This is a genomic window from Nocardia amamiensis (genome assembly GCF_015477605.1).
Lineage (GTDB): Bacteria > Actinomycetota > Actinomycetes > Mycobacteriales > Mycobacteriaceae > Nocardia > Nocardia amamiensis_A.
Window position 1 is genome coordinate 105144 of record NZ_JADLQX010000011.1, and the last position, 26516, is coordinate 131659.

General features: G+C 67.2%; 27 protein-coding genes and 1 pseudogene. 16 read left to right on the forward strand and 12 right to left on the reverse strand.

Annotation, left to right across the window (positions count from 1 at the left end):
- Positions 1-69 precede the first annotated feature (69 nt).
- Genes IU459_RS16440 through IU459_RS16450 form a run of 3 tightly spaced genes read left to right on the forward strand, consistent with a single transcriptional unit; the run spans position 70 to position 4111 of the window.
- Positions 70-1554: an amino acid permease gene (locus tag IU459_RS16440; protein ID WP_195130407.1), complete on the forward strand. Its 1485-nt coding sequence runs from the start codon at positions 70-72 to the stop codon at positions 1552-1554.
- Entirely contained in the window at positions 1551-2618 is a 1068-nt protein-coding gene (locus IU459_RS16445) for an asparaginase domain-containing protein (RefSeq protein WP_195130408.1), read from the forward strand. The genes IU459_RS16440 and IU459_RS16445 overlap by 4 nt, the downstream gene beginning before the upstream one ends.
- Positions 2618-4111 carry an aspartate ammonia-lyase gene (locus tag IU459_RS16450; RefSeq protein ID WP_195130409.1) on the forward strand — a complete coding sequence of 498 codons (1494 nt, stop codon included), beginning with the start codon at positions 2618-2620 and terminating at the stop codon, positions 4109-4111. Before IU459_RS16445 ends, IU459_RS16450 begins: the two co-directional genes overlap by 1 nt.
- A 179-nt stretch (positions 4112-4290) precedes the next feature.
- Here the strand turns inward: IU459_RS16450 and IU459_RS16455 are convergent, their stop codons facing one another.
- Complete coding sequence (locus IU459_RS16455; protein WP_195130410.1) at positions 4291-4665, reverse strand: MerR family transcriptional regulator; 375 nt, start codon at positions 4663-4665, stop codon at positions 4291-4293.
- 73 nt (positions 4666-4738) lie between these two features.
- Here IU459_RS16455 and IU459_RS16460 point away from each other — a divergent pair, with 73 nt between their 5' ends.
- Positions 4739-5218, forward strand: coding sequence for an SRPBCC family protein (locus IU459_RS16460; protein ID WP_195130411.1), 480 nt, complete (start codon positions 4739-4741; stop codon positions 5216-5218).
- A gap of 33 nt (positions 5219-5251) precedes the next feature.
- On the opposite strand, the gene ilvD is transcribed toward IU459_RS16460, so the two are convergent.
- Entirely contained in the window at positions 5252-6940 is a 1689-nt protein-coding gene (gene ilvD, locus IU459_RS16465) for a dihydroxy-acid dehydratase (protein WP_228838012.1), read from the reverse strand.
- Between the two features lie 184 nt (positions 6941-7124).
- Here ilvD and IU459_RS16470 point away from each other — a divergent pair, with 184 nt between their 5' ends.
- A complete protein-coding gene (locus tag IU459_RS16470; protein ID WP_195130412.1) occupies positions 7125-7511 on the forward strand; it encodes a helix-turn-helix domain-containing protein in 387 nt (128 codons plus the stop codon).
- Here IU459_RS16470 and IU459_RS16475 read toward each other — a convergent pair whose 3' ends face one another.
- The 4 genes from IU459_RS16475 to IU459_RS16490 form a co-directional block, all read right to left on the reverse strand.
- The gene (locus tag IU459_RS16475) at positions 7512-8105 is read right to left on the reverse strand and encodes a ClpP family protease (protein WP_195130413.1); all 594 of its coding nucleotides are present in this window, start codon (positions 8103-8105) and stop codon (positions 7512-7514) included.
- The gene (locus IU459_RS16480) at positions 8102-8707 is read right to left on the reverse strand and encodes a ClpP family protease (protein ID WP_195130414.1); all 606 of its coding nucleotides are present in this window, start codon (positions 8705-8707) and stop codon (positions 8102-8104) included. Before IU459_RS16480 ends, IU459_RS16475 begins: the two co-directional genes overlap by 4 nt.
- Positions 8708-9103: 396 nt before the next feature.
- Complete coding sequence (locus IU459_RS16485) at positions 9104-10660, reverse strand: hypothetical protein (RefSeq protein ID WP_195130415.1); 1557 nt, start codon at positions 10658-10660, stop codon at positions 9104-9106.
- A 373-nt stretch (positions 10661-11033) separates the two neighbouring features.
- Positions 11034-11639, reverse strand: a complete 606-nt coding sequence (locus IU459_RS16490; RefSeq protein WP_195130416.1) for a TetR/AcrR family transcriptional regulator — start codon at positions 11637-11639, stop codon at positions 11034-11036.
- A 107-nt stretch (positions 11640-11746) separates the two neighbouring features.
- Here IU459_RS16490 and IU459_RS16495 point away from each other — a divergent pair, with 107 nt between their 5' ends.
- Positions 11747-12955, forward strand: a complete 1209-nt coding sequence (locus IU459_RS16495) for an acyl-CoA dehydrogenase family protein (protein WP_195130417.1) — start codon at positions 11747-11749, stop codon at positions 12953-12955.
- Positions 12952-14007, forward strand: a complete 1056-nt coding sequence (locus IU459_RS16500) for a phosphotransferase family protein (protein WP_195130418.1) — start codon at positions 12952-12954, stop codon at positions 14005-14007. The genes IU459_RS16495 and IU459_RS16500 overlap by 4 nt, the downstream gene beginning before the upstream one ends.
- Before the next feature lie 77 nt (positions 14008-14084).
- Here IU459_RS16500 and IU459_RS16505 read toward each other — a convergent pair whose 3' ends face one another.
- Positions 14085-14558 (reverse strand): hypothetical protein, encoded by a 474-nt coding sequence (locus tag IU459_RS16505; RefSeq protein WP_195130419.1) that lies wholly within the window; start codon positions 14556-14558, stop codon positions 14085-14087.
- A gap of 106 nt (positions 14559-14664) precedes the next feature.
- On the opposite strand from IU459_RS16505, the gene IU459_RS16510 reads away from it, so the two are divergent.
- From IU459_RS16510 to IU459_RS16530, 5 genes and pseudogenes are all read left to right on the forward strand, one after another.
- Positions 14665-14982, forward strand: a complete 318-nt coding sequence (locus tag IU459_RS16510) for a hypothetical protein (protein WP_195130420.1) — start codon at positions 14665-14667, stop codon at positions 14980-14982.
- Positions 14979-16736, forward strand: a complete 1758-nt coding sequence (locus IU459_RS16515; RefSeq protein WP_195130421.1) for an alpha/beta hydrolase — start codon at positions 14979-14981, stop codon at positions 16734-16736. The genes IU459_RS16510 and IU459_RS16515 overlap by 4 nt, the downstream gene beginning before the upstream one ends.
- The gene (locus tag IU459_RS16520) at positions 16733-17347 is read left to right on the forward strand and encodes an LppA family lipoprotein (RefSeq protein ID WP_228838013.1); all 615 of its coding nucleotides are present in this window, start codon (positions 16733-16735) and stop codon (positions 17345-17347) included. Before IU459_RS16515 ends, IU459_RS16520 begins: the two co-directional genes overlap by 4 nt.
- A gap of 75 nt (positions 17348-17422) precedes the next feature.
- Positions 17423-17614: a hypothetical protein gene (locus IU459_RS16525; RefSeq protein ID WP_195130423.1), complete on the forward strand. Its 192-nt coding sequence runs from the start codon at positions 17423-17425 to the stop codon at positions 17612-17614.
- Positions 17615-17759: 145 nt separating this feature from the next.
- Positions 17760-17924 (forward strand): annotated as a pseudogene (locus IU459_RS16530) (phosphotransferase family protein); the annotation flags it as partial.
- 69 nt (positions 17925-17993) lie between these two features.
- On the opposite strand, the gene IU459_RS16535 reads toward IU459_RS16530, so the two are convergent.
- Together IU459_RS16535 and IU459_RS16540 are read right to left on the reverse strand one after the other, a co-directional pair.
- The gene (locus tag IU459_RS16535) at positions 17994-18158 is read right to left on the reverse strand and encodes a hypothetical protein (RefSeq protein ID WP_195130425.1); all 165 of its coding nucleotides are present in this window, start codon (positions 18156-18158) and stop codon (positions 17994-17996) included.
- On the reverse strand, positions 18159-18386 hold the full coding sequence (locus IU459_RS16540) for a MarR family transcriptional regulator (RefSeq protein WP_195130426.1): 228 nt from the start codon (positions 18384-18386) through the stop codon (positions 18159-18161).
- 188 nt (positions 18387-18574) lie between these two features.
- Between IU459_RS16540 and IU459_RS16545 the strand changes: the two genes are divergently transcribed.
- Together IU459_RS16545 and IU459_RS16550 are read left to right on the forward strand one after the other, a co-directional pair.
- A complete protein-coding gene (locus IU459_RS16545) occupies positions 18575-19501 on the forward strand; it encodes a helix-turn-helix domain-containing protein (RefSeq protein WP_195130427.1) in 927 nt (308 codons plus the stop codon).
- Between the two features lie 77 nt (positions 19502-19578).
- Positions 19579-19770, forward strand: coding sequence for a DUF397 domain-containing protein (locus IU459_RS16550; RefSeq protein ID WP_195130428.1), 192 nt, complete (start codon positions 19579-19581; stop codon positions 19768-19770).
- Between the two features lie 32 nt (positions 19771-19802).
- Here IU459_RS16550 and IU459_RS16555 read toward each other — a convergent pair whose 3' ends face one another.
- Entirely contained in the window at positions 19803-20975 is a 1173-nt protein-coding gene (locus IU459_RS16555; RefSeq protein ID WP_324198899.1) for a lipase family protein, read from the reverse strand.
- Between the two features lie 224 nt (positions 20976-21199).
- A complete protein-coding gene (locus IU459_RS16560) occupies positions 21200-21874 on the reverse strand; it encodes a hypothetical protein (protein ID WP_228838014.1) in 675 nt (224 codons plus the stop codon).
- A 279-nt stretch (positions 21875-22153) separates the two neighbouring features.
- On the opposite strand from IU459_RS16560, the gene IU459_RS16565 reads away from it, so the two are divergent.
- Positions 22154-22729, forward strand: a complete 576-nt coding sequence (locus IU459_RS16565) for a MarR family winged helix-turn-helix transcriptional regulator (protein ID WP_228838015.1) — start codon at positions 22154-22156, stop codon at positions 22727-22729.
- A 9-nt stretch (positions 22730-22738) separates the two neighbouring features.
- Positions 22739-25303, forward strand: coding sequence for an MFS transporter (locus IU459_RS16570; protein WP_195130430.1), 2565 nt, complete (start codon positions 22739-22741; stop codon positions 25301-25303).
- A gap of 187 nt (positions 25304-25490) precedes the next feature.
- Here IU459_RS16570 and IU459_RS16575 read toward each other — a convergent pair whose 3' ends face one another.
- Positions 25491-26504 (reverse strand): crotonase/enoyl-CoA hydratase family protein, encoded by a 1014-nt coding sequence (locus IU459_RS16575; RefSeq protein WP_195130431.1) that lies wholly within the window; start codon positions 26502-26504, stop codon positions 25491-25493.
- Between the last annotated feature and the right edge of the window lie 12 nt (positions 26505-26516).

A 26516-nucleotide genomic window follows, 5' to 3' on the forward strand; every position in this document is an offset into this window, starting at 1 on the left:
AGCCATGCTCCACCTCGCCCTGTTGAGCGCGCTGCCACGCAGGCTGGATTCGGCCCAAGGAAGGTTTCCATGACGCACCACGACGAACTGTCGGCCCGGCCAGCCACGCAGCCACCAGCAGCGAAGCTCGATATCGGCGACGTCGGCTATCAGAAGCAGCTGCGCAAGCGCCATATGCAGATGATCGCGATCGGCGGCTCCATCGGCACCGGGCTCTTCCTCGGGGCCAGCGGCCGCATGGCGCTAGCCGGGCCGTCGCTGGCCATCGTCTACATCGTCTGCGGCATCTTCACGTTCGTGGTCGTGCGCGCGCTCGGAGAGCTGGTGATGTACCGGCCGTCCTCCGGCGCGTTCGTCTCCTACGCCCGCGAATTCCTCGGCGAGCGCGGGACCTATTCCGTCGGCTGGCTGTACTTCCTGAATTGGTCCACCACCCTGGTCGCCGACATCACCGCCGTGGCGCTGTACGCGCATTTCTGGTCGCCGTTCGTACCGATACCGCAGTGGGTTCTCGCGCTGATCGCGCTGGCGGTCGTGGTCGGGCTCAATGTCGTGTCGGTGCGGCTGTTCGGCGAGTTCGAGTTCTGGTTCGCGCTGATCAAGGTCGGCACGATCGTCGCCTTCATGCTGCTGGCCGTGGTGTTCCTCGTCACCGGCACACCGGTCGACGGCAATGTCCCCGGCTTCTCCACAATCACCGACAACGGTGGATTCTTCCCGCACGGTCTCGCTCCGATGCTCACCATCGCGCTCGGCGTGGTGTTCGCGTTCGGCGGGACGGAGATGATCGGCGTGGCCGCCGGTGAATCCGACAACCCCGGCGCGGTTGTTCCAAAGGCCGTCAACTCCATCATGTGGCGGATCATCCTGTTCTACGCCGGCTCGGTGGTCCTGTTCACGCTGTTGCTGCCGTGGACGGCGTACTCCCCCAGCGAGAGCCCGTTCGTCACCGTGATGAGCTCCATCGGGATCCCGCACGCGGGCGATGTCATGAACCTGGTCGTGCTCACCGCCGCGATGTCGAGCCTGAACGCGGGTCTGTACGCGACCGGTCGCACCCTGCGGTCGATGGCCGTGGCCGGGGCGGCGCCACGCTTCGCCGCCCGGATGAATCGCAATGGCGTTCCATACGGCGGAATCCTGATCACCAGTTCGGTGGGCATCGCCGGTGTGGTGCTGAATCTCCTCGTGCCCGAGAGGGCATTCGAGATCGTGCTGAACCTTGCCGGGCTCGGCATCGTCGGGACCTGGGCTTCGATCATGATCTGTCACTGGATATTCGTGCGGAAGTCCCAGCGGGGCGAGTACCGCCGACCGGCCTTCCGGCTGCCGTTCGCTCCGGTGCTGAACATCCTGACCCTCGTCTTCCTGGCCGGTGTCGTCGCGCTGATGTTCTTCGACGACGAGATCGGGCGGATCACGCTCGCGGTGTTCACCGTCGTCGTCGCGGCCATGGTCGCGGGATGGTTCCGGATCAGGGGCCGTCTCGATCCGGACGTGCTCGCCCCGACGGATCAGCCGGACGCGACCGCCGAGGGAGCACGCGGCGCATGAGCACTCGCGCAACAGCACATCCCCACGCGGCATCGCGGGTCCAGGTCCTCTACACCGGCGGCACTTTCGGAATGGCCGACCACGGGGCCGGTATGGGACCGCGTTCGGGAATCGGTGCCGAGATCGCCGACCTCATCGCGCGATACGAGGAGGTGGGCCGGTCGGTCGAGTTGCGATACGCCGAATTCGACCGCGTCATCGACAGCGCCGCCGCCGACTCGGGCACCGCCTTCCGGATAGCGGAGTGGGTGCGATACCGCATCGAATCCGAGCGCCCGGACGGTGTCGTCGTGATCCACGGAACCGACACCATGGCCTACATCGGCGCCCGCATAGCCTTCGAAGTGCGTGATGTCGCTGTCCCGGTGGTGCTGACCGGTGCCCAGATACCCCTCGGACATCCCGGCAGCGATGCGGAACGAAACCTGCATCTCGCACTGGATTCGATTGCCACCCAACCCGGGCCGGGAACCTACATCGGTTTCGGATCCGCTTTGCATCCCGCTGTGCGGGCAAGCAAACGCGCATCCGATGAGTACGACGCCTTCACCACCGTCCGGGAATTCACGCCGCCCCCGTCCCCTCCGGCATTGCTACCGCGACGACACAGCACCGCAACCCGCCTTCCGGTGGGGATGCTCACTGTCTTTCCCGGTCTGCACGCCGACCTGCTCAGCGCCGCGATTCGGCAGTATCCCGGCGGAATAGTCCTCGAATGCTACGGCTCGGGCACGATGCCGCACGGAGCCGACGTAATGGAGACGATCCGGATAGCGACGCGGCGCGGAACCCCGGTCGTCGTGATCACCCAATGTGCCAGCGGTTCGGTCGATCTCGAGCGCTACCTGCCCGGACGCGCACTACTGGAGGCGGGGGTGATCAGCGGGGGCGACATGACCAGGGAGGCGGCGCTCGCCAAACTGGCCTACCTCGTCGACCTCGGGCTCTCCGGCGGGCAACTGCGGGACTGGATGACGACCAACATGCTCGGCGAGCTGTCGAATCCTGCCACGCCGCCCCTGGTACCTGTCCACGAAGACGCCCTGACCGCCCGGAGCCGATGATGACCGACAGCACCCGAACCGAACGCGACTCGCTCGGTACCCGCACTGTGCCCGGCGACGCCTACTGGGGCATCCACACCGCACGCGCGCTGGACAATTTTGCCATCACCGGCGACAGCATCGGGCGATACCCCGCGCTCGTCGCCGCGCTCGCCACGGTCAAGCAGGCCGCCTGCCGCGCCAATCGAGAACTGGGCATCCTCGACGCTCGCCGCGCCGACGCGATCGAATCGGCCTGCGCCGAGATCACGGCCGGCGCGCTGCACGACCAGTTTCCGATCGACCCGATCCAAGGCGGCGCGGGAACCTCGACGAACATGAACGCCAACGAGGTCATCGCCAACCGGGCGCTGGAGCTGCTCGGCCACGACCGCGGGACCTACACCGAACTGGACCCGCTCGACCACGTCAACCTCGGCCAATCCACCAACGACGTGTACCCGACGGCCGTCCGGCTCGCCGTCGTGCGGCACATCCGGGAACTCGTCGCGGCGCTGCGGCGGCTCGCGGACGCGTTCAGCGCCAAAGCGGACGAATTCGCCGACGTCATCAAAATGGGTCGCACCCAGCTGCAAGACGCCGTACCCATGACGCTCGGACAGGAATTCGGCACCTTCGCGGTGATGGTGCGCGAGGACTGCGAACGGCTCGAGGAGGGCATCGCCCTGCTGTGCGAAAGCAACCTCGGCGGCACCGCGATCGGCACCGGAATCAACGGTCATCCCAGTTACCCCGCGCTGGCCTGCGCCCACCTCGCCGAGCTCACCGGCGAACTGGTCACACCTGCGGCCAACCTGATCGAGGCCACCCAGGATTGCGGCGCCTTCGTTCAGGTCTCCGGCATCCTCAAGCGGGTCGCGGTCAAACTGTCCAAGACGTGCAATGACCTGCGGTTGATGTCGTCCGGTCCCACCACGGGATTAGGCGAGATCAATCTGCCGCCGGTCCAGGCCGGGTCATCGATCATGCCGGGGAAGGTCAATCCGGTCATTCCGGAGATCGTCAACCAGGTCGCCTTCGAGGCCATCGGCACCGACCTGACCGTGACCATGGCCGCCGAGGCCGGGCAGCTCCAGCTCAACGCGTTCGAACCGATCATCGCCTACGGCATGCTGCGCACGACCACGCATCTGACCGCCGCGGCCGACACCTTGGCGACCAAGTGTGTCGCGGGCATCACCCCCAATCGCGACCATCTCGAGCAGGGCGTCCGGCGCTCCGTCGGCATCGTGACGGCTCTGACCCCCTACATCGGGTACGCGGCCAGCGCCCGCATCGCCAAACAGGCACTGCAAACCGGGCAATCGGTCGCCGAGATCGCGATCGAACTCGGATTGCTCACACCCGAAGCGATCGAGGAAATCCTCGGAGCCCGGCGGCTCGCCGGCCTCGCGGGTTCCGCAGCCGACACCGCACCGCTTCGCCGCATAGTCCGGACGACCGACGGAGCGGAAATGCCCGCACATCAGCACCGCTTCGGAACCTTCCGCTGAGGCTAGCCGCGCAGTCCGTTCTCGAGTTCGCGCAGTTACCCGACAGCGTCCGGCAGTTCGGCGGCTCCGAGGCGTCGGTAGATCGAGACCGCTTCACGCAGTTCACTCAAAGCTCTGCTGGATGCACGTTCAGCTCGGGTCCGCGCAGTGCGGCGCCGGTCCGAGGTCGCATACCGAGTTCATCCCGAACGCTTGCCGTGGCGATTTGCCCTGTCCTCCAAGTGTTTCTGCTCTTGCGCCAGTAATCGGCTGAGTTGCCGCAAGTCGCTGATCTGTTCCTCCACGCGGGTGCGTTTCTCAGCTAGCAGGCGGGCACCATCCAGGCAGTCGAGGTCGCTGGCACGCAGTCCGTCCAATACTTGCCGAATTTCGGACAGCGAGAAACCCAATGACTGCATGCTCCGCAGCAGGCCGACCTCTCTGACCACGGATTCGGGATACTCCCGATAGTTGCTCCGGGTGCGCTGCACCTCCCCCAGCAGTCCCAGGCGTTCGTAGTAGCGCAAGGCGTGCCGGCCTACGCCGGTCCGCGCCTCCAACTCCCTGATCTGCATGACGTTCCCGCTTGACTGTAAACCTGGCTCTACACCTTAGCCTTCGGCCACCAATTCCTTGAAGGAGGCCGGGATGTTCCTGCTTGCCAGCGCTGAAGCCATCGTGCGGTGCTCGCGCGAAAAGACCTTTGCCTACGCGGCCGATCTGGAGAATTTCGCCGAGTGGTTTCCCGGCGTGCTCAGCGTCGTGTCGCACGACGAGCTGCCGTTCGCGGAATCCGGCAAGCTCTACCTGGAGACCGTGGCGGTGCCGCTGCGGGGGAGGCGGCAAGTGCTGATCCGGGTCGCGGAGGCCACTCCATCCCGGCGGCTTGTCACCGAGGGAGAACTGCCCTTGCTGCAGCCCCGGATGGAGATCGAGTTCCTCGACGCTGGACCAGATGCCTGCGAAGTCCATTGGCGCATGTTCAGCCGGAACAAGAGGTCGCTACCACGCTGGACCATCTTTCCCATAGCCCGCCGGGTGATGACCATGCGCGCCCGGACAGCGCTGCGCAATCTCCGGTGGCGGCTGGAAGACGATGCGGCGCGAGGTGTGACCGAAAAGAAGTAGTGAGCCCGCAGCCGTTTCCGGGATGTCGTGCCCTCAGTCGCAGACCGCTCCGATCGAGGCCGAGCCCACCAGCTTGGTGTATTTCGCCAGGACGCCGCGGGTGTAGCGGGGCGGCAAGGGTTTCCAGCCCTCCTGGCGGCGGGTGAGTTCTTCGGGGTCGACGAGGAGGTCGAGGGTGGCCGACGCGACGTCGAGGCGAACGGGGTCGCCGTCGCGGACGAACGCGATCGGGCCGCCGTCGACCGCTTCCGGGGCGACGTGGCCGACGCACAGACCGGTGGTGCCGCCGGAGAACCGTCCGTCGGTGAGGAGCAGAACGTCTTTGCCGAGGCCCGCGCCTTTGATGGCCGCGGTGATGGCCAGCATCTCACGCATGCCGGGGCCGCCCTTCGGGCCCTCGTACCGGATGACCACCACGTCTCCCGCCGAGATCGTCCCGTCTTCGAGGGCATCCATCGCGGCCCGCTCGCCGTCGAAAACCCGTGCGGTGCCGGCGAAGACGTCGAATTCGAAGCCCGCAGACTTGACGACGGCGCCATCGGGCGCGAGTGAACCCCTGAGAATGGTGATGCCGCCGGTCGGGTGCATCGGCGACGTCATGGCCCGGATCACCTTGCCGTCGGGATCCGGCGGGGTGATGTCGGCCAGGTTCTCCGCGACCGTCCGGCCGGTCACGGTCAGGCAGTCGCCGTGCAGCAATCCGGCGTCGAGCAGCGTCTTCATCAGCACCGGCACGCCGCCGATCCGGTCCACGTCGGTCATCACGTGCCTGCCGAAAGGCTTGACGTCGGCCAGGTGCGGCACCTGGCGACCGATGCGGGCGAAATCGTCGATCGTCAAGTCGACGTTCGCCTCGTGCGCGATCGCCAGCAGGTGCAGAACCGCATTGGTGGAACCGCCGAATGCCATCACGACCGCGATCGCGTTCTCGAAGGCAGGCTTGGTGAGAATGTCGGACGGGGTGATCCCCCGCCGGATCAATTCCACCACCGCCTCGCCGCTGCGCCGGGCGTAGCCGTCGCGGCGGCGGTCGGTCGCGGGCGGCGCCGCGCTGCCCGGCAACGACATGCCGAGCGCCTCGGCCGCACTTGCCATGGTGTTGGCGGTATACATCCCGCCGCAGGCCCCCTCGCCCGGACAGATGGCTCGCTCGATGGCGTCCACATCGTCGCGGCTCATCAGGCCGCGCGCGCAGGCGCCGACCGCCTCGAACGCGTCGATGATCGTCACCTCGCGCTCGCTGCCGTCGGACAGTTTCGCGATACCGGGCAGGATCGAGCCCGCGTACAGGAAGACGCTCGCCAGGTTCAGCCGGGCCGCCGCCATCAGCATCCCGGGCAGCGACTTGTCGCAGCCGGCCAGCAGCACCGCACCGTCCAGGCGCTCGGCCTGCATCACCGTCTCGACGCTGTCGGCGATCACCTCGCGCGAGACCAGGGAGAAGTGCATCCCCTCATGACCCATGGAGATGCCGTCGGACACCGAGATGGTGCCGAACTGCATGGGAAATCCGCCGCCGGAGAACACGCCGTCCTTGCAGCCCCTGGCGAGCCGGTCGAGCGAGAGATTGCACGGGGTGATCTCGTTCCACGACGAGGCCACCCCGATCTGCGGCTTCTCCCAATCCGCGTCGCCCATGCCGACCGCGCGCAGCATCCCGCGGGCCGCCGCCCTCTCCAGGCCGTCGGTGACGTCGCGGCTGCGCGGCTTGAGGTCGGACATCTTCGGATTCTCCGGCACGGTTCCCATCATGCTCGGCCTGCACCGCGAACGGCAGGGACCACGCCGAACCGATCATTGCGATCGGGGCGTCCGCGCGCTGCCGCGGGCGTGCGGCGCGCCGGAACCCGTACGCCCTGAGCGTAATGGCGGACAGACCGGGGACCGGGGACCGTACGCTCGCACCATGACCGAGCATCCGAGACTTCACTCGATCCCGGGAGGACGCGACGACCGGATTCGGGACCCGCAACCGCGGACGGCTCCGGAACCGCTCTGGCGCGAGGCGCTCGGCGAACAGTTGCGCACGCTTCGCCAGGATCGGCGCGAGACGCTGGTGGAAACGGCCGAGCGGGCGGGCATCTCCCCGCAATACCTGTCCGAGGTGGAGCGGGGCCGCAAAGAGCCGTCGAGTGAGATGATCGCCGCTCTGGCGGGATCGCTCGGCACTACGCTGGGCGAGCTCATCCGACAGGTGGCGGATGACCTTCGCGCTCGGCGTCGTGTCGCCTTCCTCGGCCGGCCCGGGCAGCGTTCCAACGCCGGGCCGACGCTCATGGCCCTGGCGGCCTGATCAGTCGCGGGCGCCGAGCACTTGGTCGACGAGGCCGTAGTCGACCGCCGCTCGGGCCGTGAAGACCCGGTCGCGATCGGTGTCGTGGCGCAGCCGTTCCACCGACTGGCCGGTGTGCCGCGACAGGATGGACTCGATTTCCGCACGCATCCGCACCAGTTCGTCGGCCTGCAGGATCAGATCGGGTATCGCACCCTGGCCACGGGCGGCCGGTTGGTGCAGCACCACCCGGGCGTGCGGCAACAAGGCGCGGCGGCCGGGCTCCCCGCCCGCCAGCAGGACGGCGCCGACCGCGATGGCCTGGCCCACGCAAGTGGTCTGCACCGGGGACTTGATGTGCTGCATGGTGTCGTACACGGCGAGCATCGAAGGGAGATCGCCGCCCTCACAGTTGATGTACAGGTTGATCTCCTGCTCCGGGCTCTCCGATTCCAGGTGCAGCAGTTGCGCGATGAGCGCGTTGGCCACACCCGAGTCGATCGGCGTGCCGAGGTAGACGATCCGCTCGGCGAGCAGGTGGGAGTAGATGTCGGTGATCCGCTCGCCGCCGCGCGGATGTTGCGCGATCACATTGGGAATGGTGTAAGTACTCATGCCGAGATTCCGATCCGCTGCCGCTGGGGAACGATCTGTCCGAACGAGTCGACGATGTGATCGATGAAGCCGTACTCCTTGGCTTGGGCGGCGGTGAACCAGCGGTCGTGCAGCGAGTCCTCGTAGATCCGGTCGAACGGCTGGCCGGTGTCCTCGGCGATGATGCCGAGCACCGTGTCGACGGTATGACGCAGATCGTCGGCCTGGACTTCGATGTCGACCGCGGTGCCGCCGATGCCCGCCGACCCCTGATGCATCAGCACCCGGGCATGCGGCAACGCGAAACGCCGACCCCGGCTGCCCGACGACAGAAGAAATTGACCTGCGCTGCAAGCCAATCCGAGAGCAAGCGTGGAGACCTCGCACGGCACCAGTCGCATCACATCACGGATCGCCAGCATCGAAGGGACCGATCCGCCCGGGGAATGGATCCACAGCGAGATGCCCGTCTCCGGGTCTTCCGCGGCGAGGCTGAGCAGCTGTGTCATCAGCAGGGTCCCGTTGTCGTCGTCCAGCGGACCGTCCAGGACGAGGACGCGGCGGCTGAGCAGTTGTTCCCGGGCCCGCCAGCTGAACAACGGGGTCTTGTCATCGTGAGCCATGTCCCCAACCGTGCCCCATTCATCCGGCGAAACCGCTCCCACGCTGCCCTCGGCAGATCTGCTGTCAGCAGCCGAGCCGCGAATACCCGTGCCGGTCACCATGTGGTAGTCGCCGAACCCTCATCAGCACGCCGAGGCGCTCACCCCCCACAGCCACTGGGATGGCTGGCTCCGTGCACACCTGCGCCAGGAATGTCGCCCAGGTGGCCGGTCGGTCACCGGAAGACACCGATGCGTTCGCCGATTGCGCCGAGAGAACACGTTGGAAAGGAGGCGAATCGCTTGCCGCTCCGAGTCACGGGACGACTCGTGCGATGTGGTGCCCGGTCAGCAAGACGACGATGCCCGTCGGCGCGGCATGCGCTGACGGGCATCGTTGCGGCGGAAGGTGACTCGTCAGGACTCGCGTCCCGCGGTCGAGGCGGACCGCTGCCTGTTCGTGCGGGCGCGGCGGCGTTCGGCCTGCAGTTCGGCGAGTTCCTGCTCGAGGATGTCGGCGACGCGGAAGGACCCGGTGTCGTAGATATCCGGGGTGCGAACCGTCGGTGGCTGCGCGAGGTCGGACTTGGTGCTGTCCTTGCCGTTCTCGGACACAGCCGTCGTGGTGCCGGCGAGCGGGCGTCGTGTCGCCGTGATCTCCGGCAGTGCGGCGGTCGGAATTTCACTCTCGGACGCCGAGGTCCGCGGCTGGGTCTGCCGGACGACCACCTTCGCCGGGGCGGGTTCGTCGGCGGGCACCCGCGTCGCCGGTCGGTCGTCGAACTCGGCCGGGGAGACCGGAGTCGGCGCGACGGGCTCGCGGTCCGCGGCGGGATTCCTGCCGTTGGTCGAGGCGGCGCCGCTCTTGGCGACCGCCGCGGCGTCGGCGCTGTCGACCTTCAGCGCCGTGGTGGGACGCGTCTCGACGGATTCCATCGCGTCGAGTGCCTCGATGGTCTCCGGCAGCAGTGGCTTGCGGGGCGTTTCGGCCGGTGCGCGCTTCCGCTCGGCCGGTGCCGGAGCGGGAGGTTCCGGTGCGACCTCGGGTTCCGCGACCGCCTCCGCTACCTCCTCGACCAGCTCGACCGGTGGTGCCGCCGGATACTCGTCGAGCGCCAGCTGTTCGTGCGGCACGCCGGGCGTGGTCACCTCCTGCGGAATCGGCATCCGATACCGCGGCAGCGTGAGCCGGATCTGTTCGGCCGGGTCGGGGAGCTCGCGGACCTGCTCGGTGGCCTTGGCGATGGCGAGGCCGTAGCGTGCGCTGGCGGCGTCGTGGATGAGCAGCGCCACACCGATCATGACCGGTGCGATCGCGTGCACGGCGGCGTCGTACCAGGCGTCCGCGCGCACATACGGGTAGGTGTTGAGGCTGACCGTCAGTGCCAGCAGGGCGATTTCGGCCGCGGCGACCTGGCGGCGGTTGTCGACCACGCCCCATTCGGCCACCTTGTTGGTGCCGATCATGATGATGATCAGGCAGACGCTGATCATGCCTTCGAGCAGGTAGCTGAACCAGTACAGCGGATCGGTCGGCCCACCGGGCGCGATGTTGTGCTGGACGTTGACCGCCGACCACAGCATGCCCGCCGCGACGACACCGGCCAGCGCGCGCAGCGACCAGGATCTGTGCCGATACAGCGAGGCCAGCTTGGCGTGCGGGCTGGATTCGCGGCGCTGCGCGGCAATCGCCTTGCGGGCGAGCAGGAGATCTCGCATGTCGGCCTTCTCGATCGCTTCGGTGGTCTGCCTGGCCCGGTCGGAGGCCGCGGCGGCTGCCTGCGCCTCTTTCCAGCGCTGTCCGCGCTCCTGCGTGCGAATCCGTTCGGCGAGCTCACGTTCGGCATGCAGTTCGTCCTCCGACAGCGCTTGGGTCAGCGCGGGATCGAACTGGTAGGCGAGCCGTCCACGGGCCTTCTCGACCCGTCTCGCCAGCTGTGTAACCTCGTCCTCGATGGGATGTTCGATGACCATCAGCGCTCCCCGCACGGGAGAGTCGATGGCAGACAAGTGATCACGAATGGCAACGGCACCCCACATTCATAGTCGATGCACCGCTACCGGCGAAACCTATTCATTTGCCATCTCGTAAAACTATTCGGCGCGCCGCGAATGACACGCGTCGGCCCTGATGGCATACCTCCGTACTCGAACCGAGCGCCGAACCATTGACCGCTCTATGCTGAGGTGGCGTGCCTTCCCTTCGCGGCGGCGCGTGCGCTCCACGGAGCGCTCGGATACGCCGGTGTCGCCGGGATTCCCTCTCGGCGGCATCGGGCCGGCCATGCGATGAAAGTCCGCACGAACATTTCGATGACACCCGCGACGACGACTATTGGCGAGCCGATCAGCGCCGCCCCGTCGCGCGCTCGGCGTCCACCGCATCCAGCACCCGGGACAGCGTGTCGAACAGCAACCCGTCCAGCCGGTTCTGGTCGACATCGTCGCGGGCCAGCCACTGCACCGTGAGATCCTCGGCCATCGCCCACCACGACCGGACCACCAGACGCTGAGCGGTCGTCGGCTCGTCCCGCCCGAGCGCCGCGAACACACGATCGGTCAATTCGTCGTGCAACTGCTCCATGATCGACTCGAGCACCGGATCCTGCCCCGCCGCGCGCAGCAACCCCACCAACGGCCCGCTGCGCCTGCGCATGTAGCCGACGAAGTTGGCGATCATCGACGCGAGCGGGTCGGCGGCGTCCTGGTCGGGACCGGTGGCGCGCAGGAAGCGCTGAGTGGCGGCGCGGACGAGCTGTGCGTAGTAGTCCTGCTTGGTCGGGAAGTAGTGGAAGAGCAGTCCGCGTGAGATACCGGCCTGCTGCGCGACCGCGTCGACGGTGATCTGGTGCCAGGGCCGGTCGATCAGCATGGCCAGCCCGATCCCGATCAGCTGTCTGCGCCGGTCCCGCGCCGAGCGACGGCCGCCGGGCTCCGCGCCACCCTCGGTCATCCAGCCTCCTGCGTCGTGCGCCTCCTCTATTGAGCAATGCTCAACAATATGCTACCAATGACTCGACCGGAAGTTGAGCAATGCTCAGCACAGCCTCGAGGATGGGTATGGACTTCACGCATTCCGACCGAGCCGTCCGTCTCACCGACCAGGTGCGGCAGTTCGTGCGCGACGAGATCGAGCCGCGCGAGGCCGAGCACGCCGCCTTCCTGCGGGAGTCGCCGTGGGCGGTCCCGCCGGTGGTCGAAGAGCTCAAACAGAAGGCACGGGCCGCGGGGCTGTGGAATCTCTTCCTTCCCGATCCGGAACACGGCGCGGGTCTGAGCAACGTCGACTACGCGCCGATGGCCGAGGCGATGGGCAGCTCCGGCTGGGCGCCGGAGGTGTTCAACTGCAACGCGCCCGACACGGGCAACGCCGAGGTGCTGCTGCATTACGGCAGCCCGGAGCAGCGCCGGGAGTGGCTGCGGCCGCTGCTGGACGGCACGATCCGCTCGGCGTTCTGCATGACCGAGCCCGAGGTCGCCTCCTCCGACGCGACCAACATGGCCGCCACCGCCGTGGTGGACGGCGACGAGATCGTGCTCAACGGCCGCAAGTGGTGGAGCACCGGCATCGGCCATCCGAACTGCGCGTTCGTCATCTTCATGGGACTCACCGACCCGACGGCGCATCCCTATCAGCGCCATTCCATGGTGCTGGTCCCGCTGGACACGCCCGGCGTGCGGGTCGAGCGGATGCTCAGCACCTTCGGCTACCTGGACGAACCCTACGGGCACGGCGAGGTCACCTTCACCGACGTACGACTCCCCTTGGACGCCGTGATCGCCGGGCCTGGACGGGGATTCGAGATCGCGCAGGGCCGCCTCGGCCCCGGCCGCATCCACCACTGCATGCGCGCCATCGGCCTCGCCGAGCGCGCGCTCGAGCTGGCCTGTCGTCGCAGCCTCTCGCGCACCGCGTTCGGCAAGCCGCTGGCCAATCTCGGCGGCAATCGGGAGCGCATCGCGAACGCTCGCGTCGCAATCAATCAGGCCAGGCTGCTCGTCCTGCACACCGCATGGCTGCTGGATACGAAGGGACTGGCCGGCGCGCGCAGTGAGGTGTCCCAGATCAAGGCGGTCGTGCCGAGGATGACCCAGGAAGTCCTCGACATGGCGATCCAATTGCACGGCGGCGCAGGGCTTTCCGATGACTTCCCCTTGGCGCGGGCGTTTGCGGGCATTCGGTCGCTGCGCTTCGCCGACGGTCCCGACGAGGTGCACCTCGGCGTGATCGCCCGCCAGGAACTACGCAAGTACGGGACCGACCGATGAGCGCGCCGGACGCAGGCGCCGTGCGCGCCGAGGACGCCTTCGACGTCTCGGCCATGCACGGCTGGCTCGCCGAGCAGGTGCCGGACCTCGGCGGTCCGCCCGAGGTGCGCCAATTCTCCGGCGGCGCGTCGAATCTCACCTATCTCCTGCGCTATCCGGACCGCGACCTGATCCTGCGACGGCCGCCGAGCGGCACGAAGGCCGCCTCCGCACATGACATGGGCCGCGAGTTCCTGGTGCAGCAACGGCTGCGCCCGCACTACCCGTACGTGCCGCGGATGGTCGCCCGGTGTGTCGACCCTGATGTGATCGGCAGCGAGTTCTACGTGATGGAGCGGCTGGCGGGCACCATCCTGCGCGGCGATCTGCCGGAGGGGATGAGCCTGTCCATCGATCAGGCGCGGCGACTGTCCACCACGGCTTTCGACTGCCTGGTCGAACTGCACGAGGTGGACCCCGTAGCCGCGGGGCTCAGCGAGATCGGCAAAGGATCCGGCTATGTCGGCCGCCAGGTTTCTGGCTGGTCGCGCCGTTTCGTCAATGCGCGCACCGACAATGTCAGCGATTTCGCGGCGGTAATGGCCTGGCTGGATCGCAACCAGCCGCCGGACATCGCGACCACCGTCATCCACAACGACTTCCGTCTCGACAATCTCGTGCTCGACCCGTCCGGTTCGGGCGCGATCGTCGGCGTACTCGACTGGGAGATGGCGACCTTGGGCGATCCCCTGATGGACCTCGGTGGCGCGCTCGCCTACTGGGTGCAGGCCGACGACGACGAGGCCATGCTGGCCGTCCGCCGTCAGCCGAGCCACCTACCGGGCATGCTGACCCGCGCGCAGATCGTCGGCCACTACTGCGAGCGCACCGGCCGTTCGGCCGAGAACTGGCCCTTCTACGAGGTCTTCGGGCTGTTCCGCCTGGCCGTCATCGCCCAGCAGATCTATTACCGCTACCACCACGGGCAGACCACCAACCCGGCGTTCAAGGACTTCTGGATGATGATCAACTACCTGGACTGGCGCTGCCGGAAGATCGCGGGCCTGAGCTGAGGTTTGCCGCCGGTCGTGGGTGTTCCTGCCGATGAGTGTGCGGTTCGACAAGGGCCGCATGCACGGCACTCCGCTCACTATTCAAGCCAGCTCTTGCGCTGGTAGTAGCGGTCCATCTCTTCGTCCTCCTCCGGCGTTGGTTCGCGGCGCTGTTGTGGCACAGACTGCTGCGGAGCTGGCCAGGTTGGAGTTTGAGGCTGCGGCCAAGATGGCGTGGTGGGATGCGCTTGGCGAGGCAATGGCTGGTTGAGAGCGTCGACCGCGCGATCGTGCTGTGCGCGCAGGCGGGGATCGTTCTCAATCTTCGCTATCGCCTCCGCAACAGACTTGCGCGCCTCGACAAGTGCGGTGGCGTGCAGGCGAACGATAGCCTCAACAAGGGTGTCGGGGTCGAGTCGACGGCCGACATCGGTGAGCCGGATCGCACGCAGACTTCCGTCCGGACCGACTTCCACGGCTGCGACATCACCGGCCATGGACGCCGTGGCGGGCTGGGTGAGGGAGGTCTCCAGCTGTTCGATGTTGCTGGTGAGTGGATCAAAATCCGACATAAGAAGTCCTCCCCGTTTCCTGATTCCTGCCGCCGAAGCCTATAGTGACCGGGGACCGGGAAACCAGCAGGCCGGAGGGGTGGCCAAGCGAACCGAGGGGGAAAACTTGGGGGCACAAGACATCCTGTATCTCGACATCCCCGCCACCCGAGCGCTTGCCGATGGGCTCGGAACTGCCGGTGAACAGGTCCGCGTGATCGGCCGGGGCGGTGCCCTCGCGGATGGGATGGCCGACGGTTTCCCAGGTGCCAACGCGCCGAACGCCTACCACGCTGCGAGCCGCCGATCGGATCAAGCGATGGGCGCAGTCGCCACCGCGATGATGGAGATGGGCGGCACCGTCGTCGGTGCGATGGTGACCTATCAGCAGCGTGACCAGTCCACCGCCACCGGAATCGGTGCAGCCGCCGAGGGCGTGCGATGAGCCAGCATCTGACCGTGCCGCAGGTATTGAGTTGGCGTCCCGAAGCCTTCACCGCCCAAGCAGGCGACTGGGATCGACAAGCGAACGAACTGCGTACCAACCTCGATGTCCAAAACCGCTCTGTCGACGGCTCTCACGAGACATTCCAGGGCCGGGCTGGCGACGCGATGCGCGATCGGTTTCGGCAGGTCTACGACAAGGCCCGGAAAACGTTGGAGGCGCTGGAAAAAGGACGTGACGCCGCCAAGATCGCGAGCTTGAACTTCACCACGGCCAAATCCCTGGTGCAGCAGACCAAGGCCGCTGCCGAGACGAAGGGTCTGGATGTCGCTCCTGACGGCACCTGCACGATCAGGGAGTCGACCAAGCACGCTGTTTACGCATCCGTCAATGGTGATGCGAACAGGTACGTCACCGCCATGGCGGCGCTCCGGACATCCGCAGACCAGCAGACCGCTTTCGTCAAGCAGGCGCTGAACCACGCTGCCGACGTGGATAACCAGGCGGAAAAGGCCATCAACACCGCCTTCGCCGACCTACCAGCCGCGGATTCCTTCGGCAACGCGACCACGCCGACGTCGCAGCCGAAGCCGGCGCCGAAGAACGGTACCCCACAGGAGAATCGCGCGTGGTGGGATTCGCTGACCCCTCAGGAGCAGGCGTCGATGATCAACACGCAGCCCGCGTCCGTGGGTAATCTCGATGGCTTGCCCGCAAGCGTGCGCGATCAGGCAAACCGAAATCTGATTCCGATGGAGAAGGCGCGGCTCGATCAGGAAATCGCCGTCAACGAGGCACTCGTGAAGGCCAGCCCGACATCGGCATATGCGCAGCAACAGCTCGAAGACTCCAAGAAGCGCCGAGACGACCTTCTGGCCGTGGAGAAGGCGATTACGAACCAGGATGGCAAACCGCCTCGGCAGCTGATGGTGCTCGATACGCAATCCGGGCGGCAAGTGCGGGCCGCCGTCGCGGTCGGTGACCCGGATAGCGCCGACCACGTTTCGGTCACCACTCCGGGCCTTGGCACGAACGTGCGTGAGTCGCTGGGCAGCATGGTCAACGAAGCAGAGCAACTCAAGAAGGAATCCGAGTCACAACTGTCACAGGCGGGACGACCGAACGAGACCGTTTCCACAATCGCGTGGATCGGCTACGACCCACCGCAGAAGACATACAACGACCTCGATATCGTCAACGTTGCATCTCCGGACCGTGCGCAGGAAGCAGCACCGGTGCTGGCCAGGTTCTATGAGGGCCTCGATGTCGCAAGCACACAAAATGATCCGCACATCACGGCTTTGGGCCACTCGTACGGATCACTGACAACCAGTTTGGCGCTCCAAGAGAACGGCCGGGCGGTCGACGACGTCGTGTTCTACGGGTCACCGGGCCTCGGCGGACATATTCCGGCAGCCCCCATACCCGCACTTCCCGGGTTGATCGCGATGTCCGGTGTGAACGACGTGGTCGACTCGCCAGCTGACCTAGGGTTGCAGAGTCACCACGTGTACCAGATGACCGAGCACGACGACCCGGTGGCGAACTTCAGCAGCTTCGGTCGCAGCCCCAACCAAATTGATTGGATCACCCCTCTCAGCACCGATCCGATCACTGTGGATGGTCGGACTTACACAGGGGCATCGGGACATGCCGAGTACCCGCGTACCGACCCCAGCACCGGTAACCTGCACCGCTCCGGATACAACCTCGCCGCAATCGTGGCAGGACTACCCGAGAATGCGATGCGATGAGAACCCGATTCCAACGGATCAGCCTCACCGTCGTAATCATCCTCACGAGCATCGCCTTGTTGATTATCGGGGCCGTCGTGCTGACGGTCTTGGTCTACGAGGCAGCCGATGATCCAAACCCACGGACGACAGACGAGGAAACTCGGCAGGCTACGCAGCAGCTGCTCGATCGACCCAGCCTCGAAGAGACCGAACGCCAGGTGCGGACGATTACGGAACAGATCGGCACCGTGGCTGGCGAACTCGTGCCAGGAATCCGTCTAGGCCCGAACCGCGACCGAGAGGTCGCCAGCTGTCCGCGGCCATTCGACCAGACAGAGGGCCGGACGGTGCGACTCCAAAATCTGTACTCGGACACACGAATCCCCGACGACGTCTGGCACGTGTATGTCGAACGAGTTCGTGCGCTGGCCGCCACGGTCGGTGCCATCCAGCAGCGGCAGGCAACTGAGGAACCAAGCACCGGGGCGGGGCGTGGAGTCAACTTCTACAACCCCGACACTGGCACGACGATCTGGATCGGCAGCGACCGTGTCACCATCATCTCCGGAACCGTCGGATGCCATCTGCCGCAAGATAAGTTCGGCTCGCCTATCCCCGCGACTCGGTGATATTCGTGGCAGGTGGAACCGTTCGGTCGTGCGGCGCGTCCAAGTAGGTAACCGCACGCTGTAGCAGGAAGGTCAGTGATGGACATCGGACATACCTCGGCGGCCGAACTGTGGCAGGCAGCGGTAGCCGGGCAGTTCCGCCTCGAACCGGATGCCGCGCGTGAATGTGCCGCCCACTTCGACTGGTTCGCGGAGATGATGCGCCTTCGCCAAGAGGAGATGGGACGACTCCAGAAGCTCGATGAATTTCGCGAAGGTCACATTTGATGCTTTTCTGCTCAGCCACCAGACAGCAGTGCGGCGGTCAGGCAGGCGGCGAAATCGAATCGTGCGCCGTGTAGGAAGACGCTGAGGTGGATATCCGGCTCTTCGGGGAGCGGGGAAAGGTCGGTACTCATTTTCGCTCGCCGTCCCGTCGCACGATCTCGGTGGCGCGCTGGCCTACTGGGTGCAGGCCGACAACGACGAGGCCATGCTGGCCGTTCGCCGTCAGCCGAGCCACCTACCGGGCATGCTGACCCGCGCGCAGATCGTCGGCCACTACTGCGAGCGCACCGGCCGTTCGGCCGAGAACTGGCGCGACCGGTCCTCCACGGCCACCGCATGATGTTCGATGCCCGGTTCGCCGATGGCGGTGCCTTCACCGTCAGCGCGACCGGTCCTCGTCCTCGTCTTCGATCCGCTGCCTGATTTCCTCCACCGAGCGCCCCTTCGGGATGCGTTCGGGCCAGAGCAACACCGCTACGAGCACAGCCAGCGGCAGACCGGCAGCGACCGCGATACCGAACATGATCCATCCGTCGCCGATCATCTACCGGCCGCCCTTGGTAGCCCACACCGACCGTCCGCGTGGGGTGATGGCCCATCGGGAGGCGTAGGGCACGCACATGATCAGCCCGCGCCCCTCGAGTTGACCGATCGCCCGGCGCACACTCCATCCGGTGAGCTGGGCTTGCTGCGTGATCTGGGTGGCGGTGAGCATTCCGCCTGGCGCGAGCACTGCCAGTACTGCTGTTTCCGCTGCTGTTCCGGTAGCCATCTGGACCGCCTGCATGTGTCCTCTGATCGTTGGTGAGAACCGACGCCGGGGCGAATAACGTTGCCGGGGTTGACTTCCCGGTGCAATGTTCACCCAGCGGCGGGACCGAGAATCACGCTAGGCGGGCGAGGTCGAAGCTGACCCGGATACGCTGTTGACAGGGGTTTACCGTGCCGGAGAGGGGGCAGATGGTGGAACCGGGTTCGCTGCTGCGTGCCGCTCGCGAGACGGCGGGGATTTCGCTACGCGCCATGGCCGAACGGACGTACTACAGCCCCGCGTATCTCTCGCTGATCGAGTCGGGTAAGCGCCCGGTGCCCGCCGGTGTCGCCGCCGCCTACGAACGAGTGCTCGGCGCGGATCTGGATCGGCTGACGGCGGTGGCGCGCTCACCCGCAAGCGTGGACGCTACGACATTGGCCGATGTGGCGTCGATGCTGTCGGCTACGCGCCGAATCGAGGACGCGGCAGGGGCTGTGACGGTACTCCCGGCGGTGCGCGGCATGTCCGCCATGACCGAAACCTTTGCCAGGGAGGCCCGTACGGCACGAACCGAAGCGGCAGCCCTGGCGTCTGAAGTCGTGCAGTACCGGGCATGGCTGGAACACGCGATCGGAGCCGATACCGCCGCACGGGCCACCATGAGGACGGCGATAGACCTGGCGGAAGAATCCCGCGACCCCGACCGGCTGGTGCACGCCCTGGGCTTCACGGGTTACGTGACTGTGAGTACGGGAGATTACGGCAGGGTCATCGCCCTGTCGGATGCCGCGCTGGCGGTGCGGGGCGCGCACCCCACCCTGGTGGCCTACGGGCGAATGCGACGTGCCGAGCTGCTGGCCGCGCGGGGGGAGTCACGGCAGGCGGGCAGCGCGCTGGCGGCAGCGGAGCCGGAGGCGGCGAACGATCCGCCGCAGTCGATGTACTGGTGGACCCCTGGGTTCGCGGCGGTGCAGCGTGCCGGCGTCCTGGCGCTGCTGGGCCAGACGGCCGACGCGGTTCGAGAAGCGACGCAAGGAGTGGCCGCGATGCCCTCCGAGCACCGGGGAACCGCGTGGCTGGCCTCAGCGCTACGCCGCGTCGACCCGGACATGAGCGCGGACGGCTCCGAGTGAGCGGCAGACACCACCGATACTTCGCCAGTGCGTTCGACCACGGGGCGAAGGTTGCTCATAGGAGCGTAGTAACAACCATGGATAGCCTCGAATGGCGGGTGTCGAGCTTCACCGACAACGAGACGTGCGTCGAAGTAGCCGGTACGTCGGATACGGTCTACGTCCGCAACTCCAACGCGCGCGAGGCCGGAACCGTGGCGTTCACGCGAGCGGAGTTCTCAGCCTGGCTGAAGGGCTGCAAGGCCGGAGAGTTCGACGACTTGGCCTGACCCCTGCGGGCCGATCCCGTTCTGCGAACGGTCTACCGGCCGAGTGCTACAGAGGCGACATTCGCTGTCGTGCAGCCACTTTCGGCCGGAATTCCGGCGAATCGATCACGCAACCAGGCGACCACACTGCGCTCGGCGAGCGTGTTCAGCGTCAGATGTTCGCTCATGTGGTCGCGGATGTAGGTGACCCGGGCGGCGGGGTCCTGGCAGTAGGCGGCGGCGAGATCGTCGGCCGGGCCGATGGGTACGAGCCAGTCGGCGGCCGCGTGGTAGAGGTAGACCGGGGCGTCTGGGACCGACTTGCCCATCCTGGTGCGCGCGAATACGTCCCGCATGATCGGCGTGTGCAGCAGCCCGCCGTGCACCAGGTTGTCGATGTCGAGAAATGGGTCCGTGATGGCCTGTTTCAGCACGCACATCCGGTCCTTCGCCGCGAGCAGCTCGCGGCCGCGCGGCGTGGCGTTCGCGTGCAGGAAGGCGTCCAGCTCCGGTTCCTCGCGGGCGAGCCCGATGATCGCGGCCGCGACCAGACCGGCGCCGGGCCCCTTGTTCGCCTCCCACGACAGGATCTCGAGATCGACATCGGTGCCGCCGGAGACGACGCCGACGAGATTCAGCTCCGGCGCGTAGACCGCGCGCAGTTCCGCTCCGTGCAGGGTGGGGATCGAGCCGCCGGAATAGCCCCACATCGCCACCTCGGTGTCCGCCCCCGGCAGCTCCAGCGGACCGAAACGCTGCGCGGCGCGAATGCCGTCCAAGGCGATCCGCGCGGCCAGCGGACCATGGGCGAACGCCGCGTTCGGCCCCTGATGGTCGGGCACCACGACGCTCCACCCCTGCGCCAGCAACGCCGCCGCGCCGCGCAGTGGATCGATCTGGCCGTCCAGCAACCCCGCCTGCACCGAGCGGCGCACCGTATACGACGGCGCGCAGAAGAGCCCGGTGGAGTCCTCGGCGGGATGCAGCGACACCAGCTTCCCATTTGCCGCGCGCGGTTTCAGCAATGTCGCGACCGCGGCGATCGGCTGGTCGGCGCTGTCGTTGGACCGGTAGGACACCTGCCACACCTCGGCATCCAGCGATGCGCCGAGCTGGTTCGCGATCTCGACCGGCCGCGCGGCGAGTATCTCGCCCGGCCGTTTCGACGCGACCGCATCGGCCGGCGGCCGATAGAACGCGTCCTGCTCCGGCGGCACGGGCTCCACCACCGAACCGTCCGGTGACGCCCCCGACGGCACCGGCATAGCGAGAAGAACCGAAAGCGCCACTCCCACAACCGCACCGCATCGTGCGAATCCCACCGACGACCTCCCCTGAACCGACCCGACGTGCCCCGCATTCGTCGCCGATCGACCGCTCCGGCAGTGAAATCGTAGCTAATCGCCTGCCTCCAAGGGTGTAATGCCGATGCCCCGGAAATCGGAGCGGATCAGTTCGGTGCGGCGATCTTGATGATGGTGGCTTTGCCGCCGCTGGTGGCGACGGTGACGAACTGCCGGTAGGTGCGGTTGGCCGAGTCGGGGCGCAGTTCGGTGATGACCACGTCGTAGCGCCCGTCGAGCATGGAGGTGATCATGACGCAGTGCTGGGTGCCGGCGGGCACGGAAGCGATGCCCGCGTCGATCACGGCGACCGGTGGCACAGCGGCGTCCGAGGCCGTCAACGCTCGGGCGACCGCGCCCGAGCGGGTCACGTAATACGCGTGCTGGAAAGCCAGGATCACGTCCGGACCCGAGTCGACCGAACCGGTGCCGTTGCCGCGCACCAGCTGATCGCCACGGATCGGCTCACAGCCGGGGCCGCCGCCGAGCACCGGGTCGGCGACGGTGGCCGATTGCCGTGGCGCGGACGCCGCGTCCGTGTACACCAGCACCAGCGCCGCGGCGGCGAGCGAGGCGGCCATCCCGACGCCGCCGACCAGCCAGACACGGCGTGGTCCGCGCCGGGCCCGGCGCCGATCGCGGGGCACCCGGCGCGGCTCACGGACGGCGCGGTGCGACGGACCCTGCGGCGCGATCATCCCGGGCCATACGGGCACGCGCTGCGGCCGTGCCCGGCCCGGGCGGGCGGGCAGACCGCCCGGCTCGGACGTGTTCGACGACATGATCTCGCCGCACCCCCTTTTACCGGCGCCTACTCGGCCACCGTGGGTTCCCTCTGAATGCCGTTGGGCAGTAACAACATTGCATATTCGGGCGGATTCTGTCGGTCGAATGGTCAACAGGCAAGACCGCTGCGTCGCCGGAGGTTGCTCGCGACGGTGGCGACCAGCCCGCCGAGTTATCCACCCGCAAAGCATCGGCCCAGCGGATGTATAGTTGCCATAAGCAACTAGTTGTCCTTGCTAACTAATCTGTGGTTTGCAACATCCGAGGTGAGTGCCATGTCCGCTACCGGCCCTGACGGCGCCTCGCCGGCGCTCGGCTCCGTCATGCGCGATGCGCGCTGTGTTGATGGTTCGCTCGCTGCGCTCGCTCACGAACGCACCGTCACGGCGGCCGAGCTCGCCGCCGCCGACGAGCTCGGCAAGCAGCTCGTGCGGTTCATGCGAGCGGTCAACCGGGCGAAGTCGCGGCTGGCCAAGCCGGGCCCGGACGGGCTGGAACGGCTGGCCTACTCCGTGCTGTTCTGCCTGGTCCACGAGGGACCGCAGCGCGCGGGCAGGATCGCCGAACTGCTGCACGCCGAAGCCTCCACTATCAGCAGACAGACCAGATCGCTGGTGGCGCACGGCCTGGTGGAGCGCCGGGCCGATCCGGTCGACGGCCGCGCGTGCGTACTGGCGGCCACCGCCGAGGGCGTGCGCGTCTTCGAGGAGAACCGCGCGCTGCGCAACCGGTGGCTGGCCGACATCCTGGCCGACTGGTCCGCACGGGACCGGGACACCTTGACCGGTCTGCTCGACCGGCTCAACGCAGGGATCGAGACAACTCCCCGGCAGCCATCCGATTCGAAATAGGGCTCTTTCATGACGAATTCCACCACCCGGGCTCCACGGGACCTGGACACGGCCACGGCACTGTCGCACCGGCAGATCCTGACCATCCTGTCCGGCCTGATGCTCGGCATGTTCCTGGCCGCGCTCGACCAGAACATCGTCAGCGTCGCGATCGTGAAGATCGCCAACAGCCTGCACGGTTTCGACGAACAGGCCTGGGCGACCACGGCGTATCTGATCACCGCGACGATCACCACACCGCTGTACGGCAAACTGGCCGACATCTATGGCCGCAAGCCGTTCTATCTGGTGGCGATCGGATTGTTCGTCATCGGTTCGGTGGCATGCACCTTCGCCACCTCGATGTACCAGCTCGCCGGGTTCCGCGCCTTCCAGGGCCTCGGTGCGGGCGGGCTGATGTCGCTGGCGTTCACCATCATCGGCGACATCGTCCCCGTACGGGAACGGGTGCGCTACCAGGGCTATTTCATGATGGTCTTCGGCTCGGCCACCGTACTCGGCCCGGTGCTCGGCGGATTCTTCTCCGACTACCGAGAACTCGGCGGCATCGAAGGCTGGCGCTGGGTGTTCCTGGTGAACGTCCCGGTCGGCGTGCTCGCCATGCTCGTGGTGGCCAAAGTGCTCAACACGCCGCACCAGCGCCAGAAGCACCGCGTCGACTGGTTCGGGGCGCTGGCGCTGACGGTCTTCGTCGTGCCGCTGCTGATCGTCGCCGAGCAGGGCCGCCATTGGGGATGGAGCTCGGAGCGTGCGCTGATCTGCTACGGCGTCGGCGCGGTCGGCTTCCTGCTGTTCGTCCTGGTCGAGTTCCTGATGAAGGACGCGGCGCTGATCCCATTGCGACTGTTCCGGAATTCGACCTTCAGCGTCACCATCCTGGGTGGGTTCATCGTCGGCGTGGCGATGTTCGGCGCGATCACCATGGTCCCGCAGTACTTCCAGGTGGTGCGCGGCTACTCGCCGACGAAGGCCGGGCTGCTGATGCTGCCGCTGGTGCTCGGCATCACCATCGGCTCGCAGGTGGCCGGGCGGATCACCAAGCGGACCGGTCGCTACAAGATCCTGCCGGTGACCGGCACGTTCATCGTTGCGCTCGGCGCGACGCTGTACGCCCAGGTGCATTACGACAGCACGCTGTGGCAGCCGCTGGTGTACGGCGGCGTGATCGGCCTCGGGCTCGGCTGCTGCATGCAAACGTTGATCATCGCCGCGCAGAACGCCGGACCACGCTCGGACATGGGCGTTTCCACCGCGTCGGCCACCTTCTTCCGGCAGATGGGCGGCACCCTCGGCGTCGCGGTGTTCCTGACGATCCTGTTCAACCTGTTGCCGCACCGGATCACCGACGCGTTCGGCGGCGTGCTGCCGCCCGTGTTCGGCCCCGAGCAGCTCAGCGGCATGCAGTCCAACACCAGCGGCATCGCGGCCCTGCCCGACGAGCTGAGGATACCGATCCTCACCGGGTTCACCGACTCCATGCACGGCGTGTTCTACGCGGCGGCCGGCGTGGCGCTGCTGGCCTGCGTGGTGCTGATGTTCATGAAAGAGATTCCGCTGCAAGACAATCCGGTCCCGGCGGCGGCACCGGGCGGTGAGCCGCAGGACGCCGAGTCGCAGTGGGACGCGGATCAGGTCTGGGAGGGCGCCGCGCAAGCGCTGTCGGAGCCGGCGCCGGTGCTCGCCGGGGCGGGCAAGCACGCGTCGGGCGATCCCGCGGGCAACGGCGCGCGGCACGTCGAGCTGCGCGCGAGCTTCGACGCGGCCGACGGCGCGGAGCACGAAGGCCGTTTTCTCAGCGGTTATGTCCACCGCGAAGACGGGCGCCCGGTGCCCTCCGCCGCTGTGACCCTGATCGACCAGCGCGGACGTCAGGCCGGGCGGGCAACCGGGGGCTCCGACGGCGGTTACATCGTCGCAGCGGCCGCTGCGGGCGATTATGTGCTGATCGCGTCGGCCGTCGGCCATCAACCAGCTGCGGTCAACGTCACCGTCGGGGACCAGCCCCGCCAGGTCGACATCACGCTGCTCGGCTCCGGGGAGGTCTCGGGCGTGGTCCGGTCGCGCACCCGCGGCGAGCCGCTGCCCGGCGCGACCGTCACGCTGACCGATCCGGACGGAGAGGTCGTCGCCTCTGCCACCGCCGCCTCCGATGGCGCTTACCTGTGTCATGGCGTTGTCCCAGGCACCTACACCCTGGTGGCGATCGCCGAACACATGCGTCCGAGCGCGACCACGCTGACGGTGCCGGACAGCAGGCCCCTGCACCATGACATCGACCTCGCGCCGATGGCGGTGCTGGCCGGGACGGCGTGGTCGGACGGCGGCCGCGCGGTCTCGGATGTCCAGATCAGCGTGCTCGACGCGGCGGGCGTGCTCATCGCGACGACGCACACCGACGAGACCGGCCGCTACCTGGTCAGCGACCTGCCCGAGGGCGATTACACGATCGTTGCGCGCGGCTATCCGCCGGTGACCAGCCGGGTCACGGTGTGCGGCGGCGAGGCGGCGCACGATGTTCGGCTCAGTTATGAGGTCGAGGACCAAGCGGCCGGGAAGGTTTTGCCCGAGCACTGACTCGCGGTCGCCGCGCGGGACGCGGAGGTACCGTGAACGAACCATCCTCTCGGCGTTCGGAGGCGTGGACCGGTGGAGCAGACATGATCACGACGAGCGCGGCACATTGCCACGTGGACCGTGACGCGGGCGTCGGCGAGAACTACGTGCAGGCCTCGGTTGCGCGTGTCGGCCTCGCCCGGAAGATCTATCGCTCGGACCGCGCGCGCTTGTAATCGCCGAACGGCTCGTCACGCTCGCGGACCGCCTCGCGGAAACCAACGGTGAAAGCACGGTTCGTGAAGGCATAACCCTCCCTGGTGTGGCGGGCGATGCCGTCGAAGACGGTGCTGATCATGCCGGAATTGGCGACGCCCTGCGCGTACAGCGCCGAGTTGAGCGCCAGCTTGGCCATCATGAGCTGGTTGACCGGCATGCGCGCGATCCGGGCGACGAATTCCTCGGTGCGCGCGTCGAGTTCGTCGGCGGGCCAGGATTCGACCGCGAGGCCCCATTCGACGGCCTGTTTGCCGGTGAGGCAGTCACCGGTGAACAGCAGGCGTTTGGCGCGCTGGTCACCGAGACGATGCGCCCACATGCCCGCGGCCGGGACGCCCCACACGCGGGTGGGCGGATAACCGATCTTGGTGTCGTCGGCGCAGATGATCTGGTCGGCGAACAGGGCGATGTCGCTGCCACCCGCCACGGCGAAGCCGTGCAGCTTGGCCACGGTCGGCTTGTTCGCCTGCAGCAGGCTGGCGAACCCGCGGTTGAACCGGCTCATCATCGCGTAGTCGATCATCGGATCCCAGGTCTGCGCCGGGTCGTGATTGCGGCCCTGCACCACCGGATCGACGACCGTTCCCGCCACGTCGTCGGGTCCGCCGGTCACCGCGAAACTCTGCTCGGCGAACATGCTCAGGTCGTAACCGCCGCAGAAGCCCTTGCCGCGCCCGGACAGCAGGATCACATGCACCCGTGGGTCCAGATCGGCGCGCTCCACCGCGCGCGCCAAATCGAGCGGGGTGTCCGGGGTGATCGCGTTGCCTTTTTCCGGCCTGTTGAACGTGATCCGCGCAATCCGGCCGTCTCGTTCGTAGGTCAGCGTGCGGTACTCAGCCGCGTTGTCCGGTTCGGGGCGGCCCGCCCACGGCGAGTCCGGGGTCTCGGCCCAGTTGCGATACCACGCGGCCGCGTCGTCCTGGAGTCCACTGTCGGTCATCGTTTTCCTTTC

Excerpts from the sequence above, each read along its gene's own strand:
- IU459_RS16560 (WP_228838014.1), bottom strand. The coding sequence starts at position 21,874 with ATGTCGTCGAACACGTCCGAGCCGGGCGGTCTGCCCGCCCGCCCGGGC.
- IU459_RS16545 (WP_195130427.1), top strand. The coding sequence starts at position 18,575 with ATGGTGGAACCGGGTTCGCTGCTGCGTGCCGCTCGCGAGACGGCGGGG.
- IU459_RS16570 (WP_195130430.1), top strand. The coding sequence starts at position 22,739 with ATGACGAATTCCACCACCCGGGCTCCACGGGACCTGGACACGGCCACG.
- IU459_RS16440 (WP_195130407.1), top strand. The coding sequence starts at position 70 with ATGACGCACCACGACGAACTGTCGGCCCGGCCAGCCACGCAGCCACCA.
- IU459_RS16485 (WP_195130415.1), bottom strand. The coding sequence starts at position 10,660 with ATGGTCATCGAACATCCCATCGAGGACGAGGTTACACAGCTGGCGAGA.
- IU459_RS16460 (WP_195130411.1), top strand. The coding sequence starts at position 4,739 with ATGTTCCTGCTTGCCAGCGCTGAAGCCATCGTGCGGTGCTCGCGCGAA.
- IU459_RS16515 (WP_195130421.1), top strand. The coding sequence starts at position 14,979 with ATGAGCCAGCATCTGACCGTGCCGCAGGTATTGAGTTGGCGTCCCGAA.
- IU459_RS16565 (WP_228838015.1), top strand. The coding sequence starts at position 22,154 with ATGTCCGCTACCGGCCCTGACGGCGCCTCGCCGGCGCTCGGCTCCGTC.
- IU459_RS16505 (WP_195130419.1), bottom strand. The coding sequence starts at position 14,558 with ATGTCGGATTTTGATCCACTCACCAGCAACATCGAACAGCTGGAGACC.
- IU459_RS16575 (WP_195130431.1), bottom strand. The coding sequence starts at position 26,504 with ATGACCGACAGTGGACTCCAGGACGACGCGGCCGCGTGGTATCGCAAC.
- IU459_RS16495 (WP_195130417.1), top strand. The coding sequence starts at position 11,747 with ATGGACTTCACGCATTCCGACCGAGCCGTCCGTCTCACCGACCAGGTG.
- IU459_RS16450 (WP_195130409.1), top strand. The coding sequence starts at position 2,618 with ATGACCGACAGCACCCGAACCGAACGCGACTCGCTCGGTACCCGCACT.
- IU459_RS16490 (WP_195130416.1), bottom strand. The coding sequence starts at position 11,639 with ATGACCGAGGGTGGCGCGGAGCCCGGCGGCCGTCGCTCGGCGCGGGAC.
- IU459_RS16520 (WP_228838013.1), top strand. The coding sequence starts at position 16,733 with ATGAGAACCCGATTCCAACGGATCAGCCTCACCGTCGTAATCATCCTC.
- IU459_RS16475 (WP_195130413.1), bottom strand. The coding sequence starts at position 8,105 with ATGAGTACTTACACCATTCCCAATGTGATCGCGCAACATCCGCGCGGC.
- IU459_RS16535 (WP_195130425.1), bottom strand. The coding sequence starts at position 18,158 with ATGATCGGCGACGGATGGATCATGTTCGGTATCGCGGTCGCTGCCGGT.
- IU459_RS16550 (WP_195130428.1), top strand. The coding sequence starts at position 19,579 with ATGGATAGCCTCGAATGGCGGGTGTCGAGCTTCACCGACAACGAGACG.
- ilvD (WP_228838012.1), bottom strand. The coding sequence starts at position 6,940 with ATGTCCGACCTCAAGCCGCGCAGCCGCGACGTCACCGACGGCCTGGAG.
- IU459_RS16540 (WP_195130426.1), bottom strand. The coding sequence starts at position 18,386 with ATGGCTACCGGAACAGCAGCGGAAACAGCAGTACTGGCAGTGCTCGCG.
- IU459_RS16480 (WP_195130414.1), bottom strand. The coding sequence starts at position 8,707 with ATGGCTCACGATGACAAGACCCCGTTGTTCAGCTGGCGGGCCCGGGAA.
- IU459_RS16500 (WP_195130418.1), top strand. The coding sequence starts at position 12,952 with ATGAGCGCGCCGGACGCAGGCGCCGTGCGCGCCGAGGACGCCTTCGAC.
- IU459_RS16470 (WP_195130412.1), top strand. The coding sequence starts at position 7,125 with ATGACCGAGCATCCGAGACTTCACTCGATCCCGGGAGGACGCGACGAC.
- IU459_RS16445 (WP_195130408.1), top strand. The coding sequence starts at position 1,551 with ATGAGCACTCGCGCAACAGCACATCCCCACGCGGCATCGCGGGTCCAG.
- IU459_RS16455 (WP_195130410.1), bottom strand. The coding sequence starts at position 4,665 with ATGCAGATCAGGGAGTTGGAGGCGCGGACCGGCGTAGGCCGGCACGCC.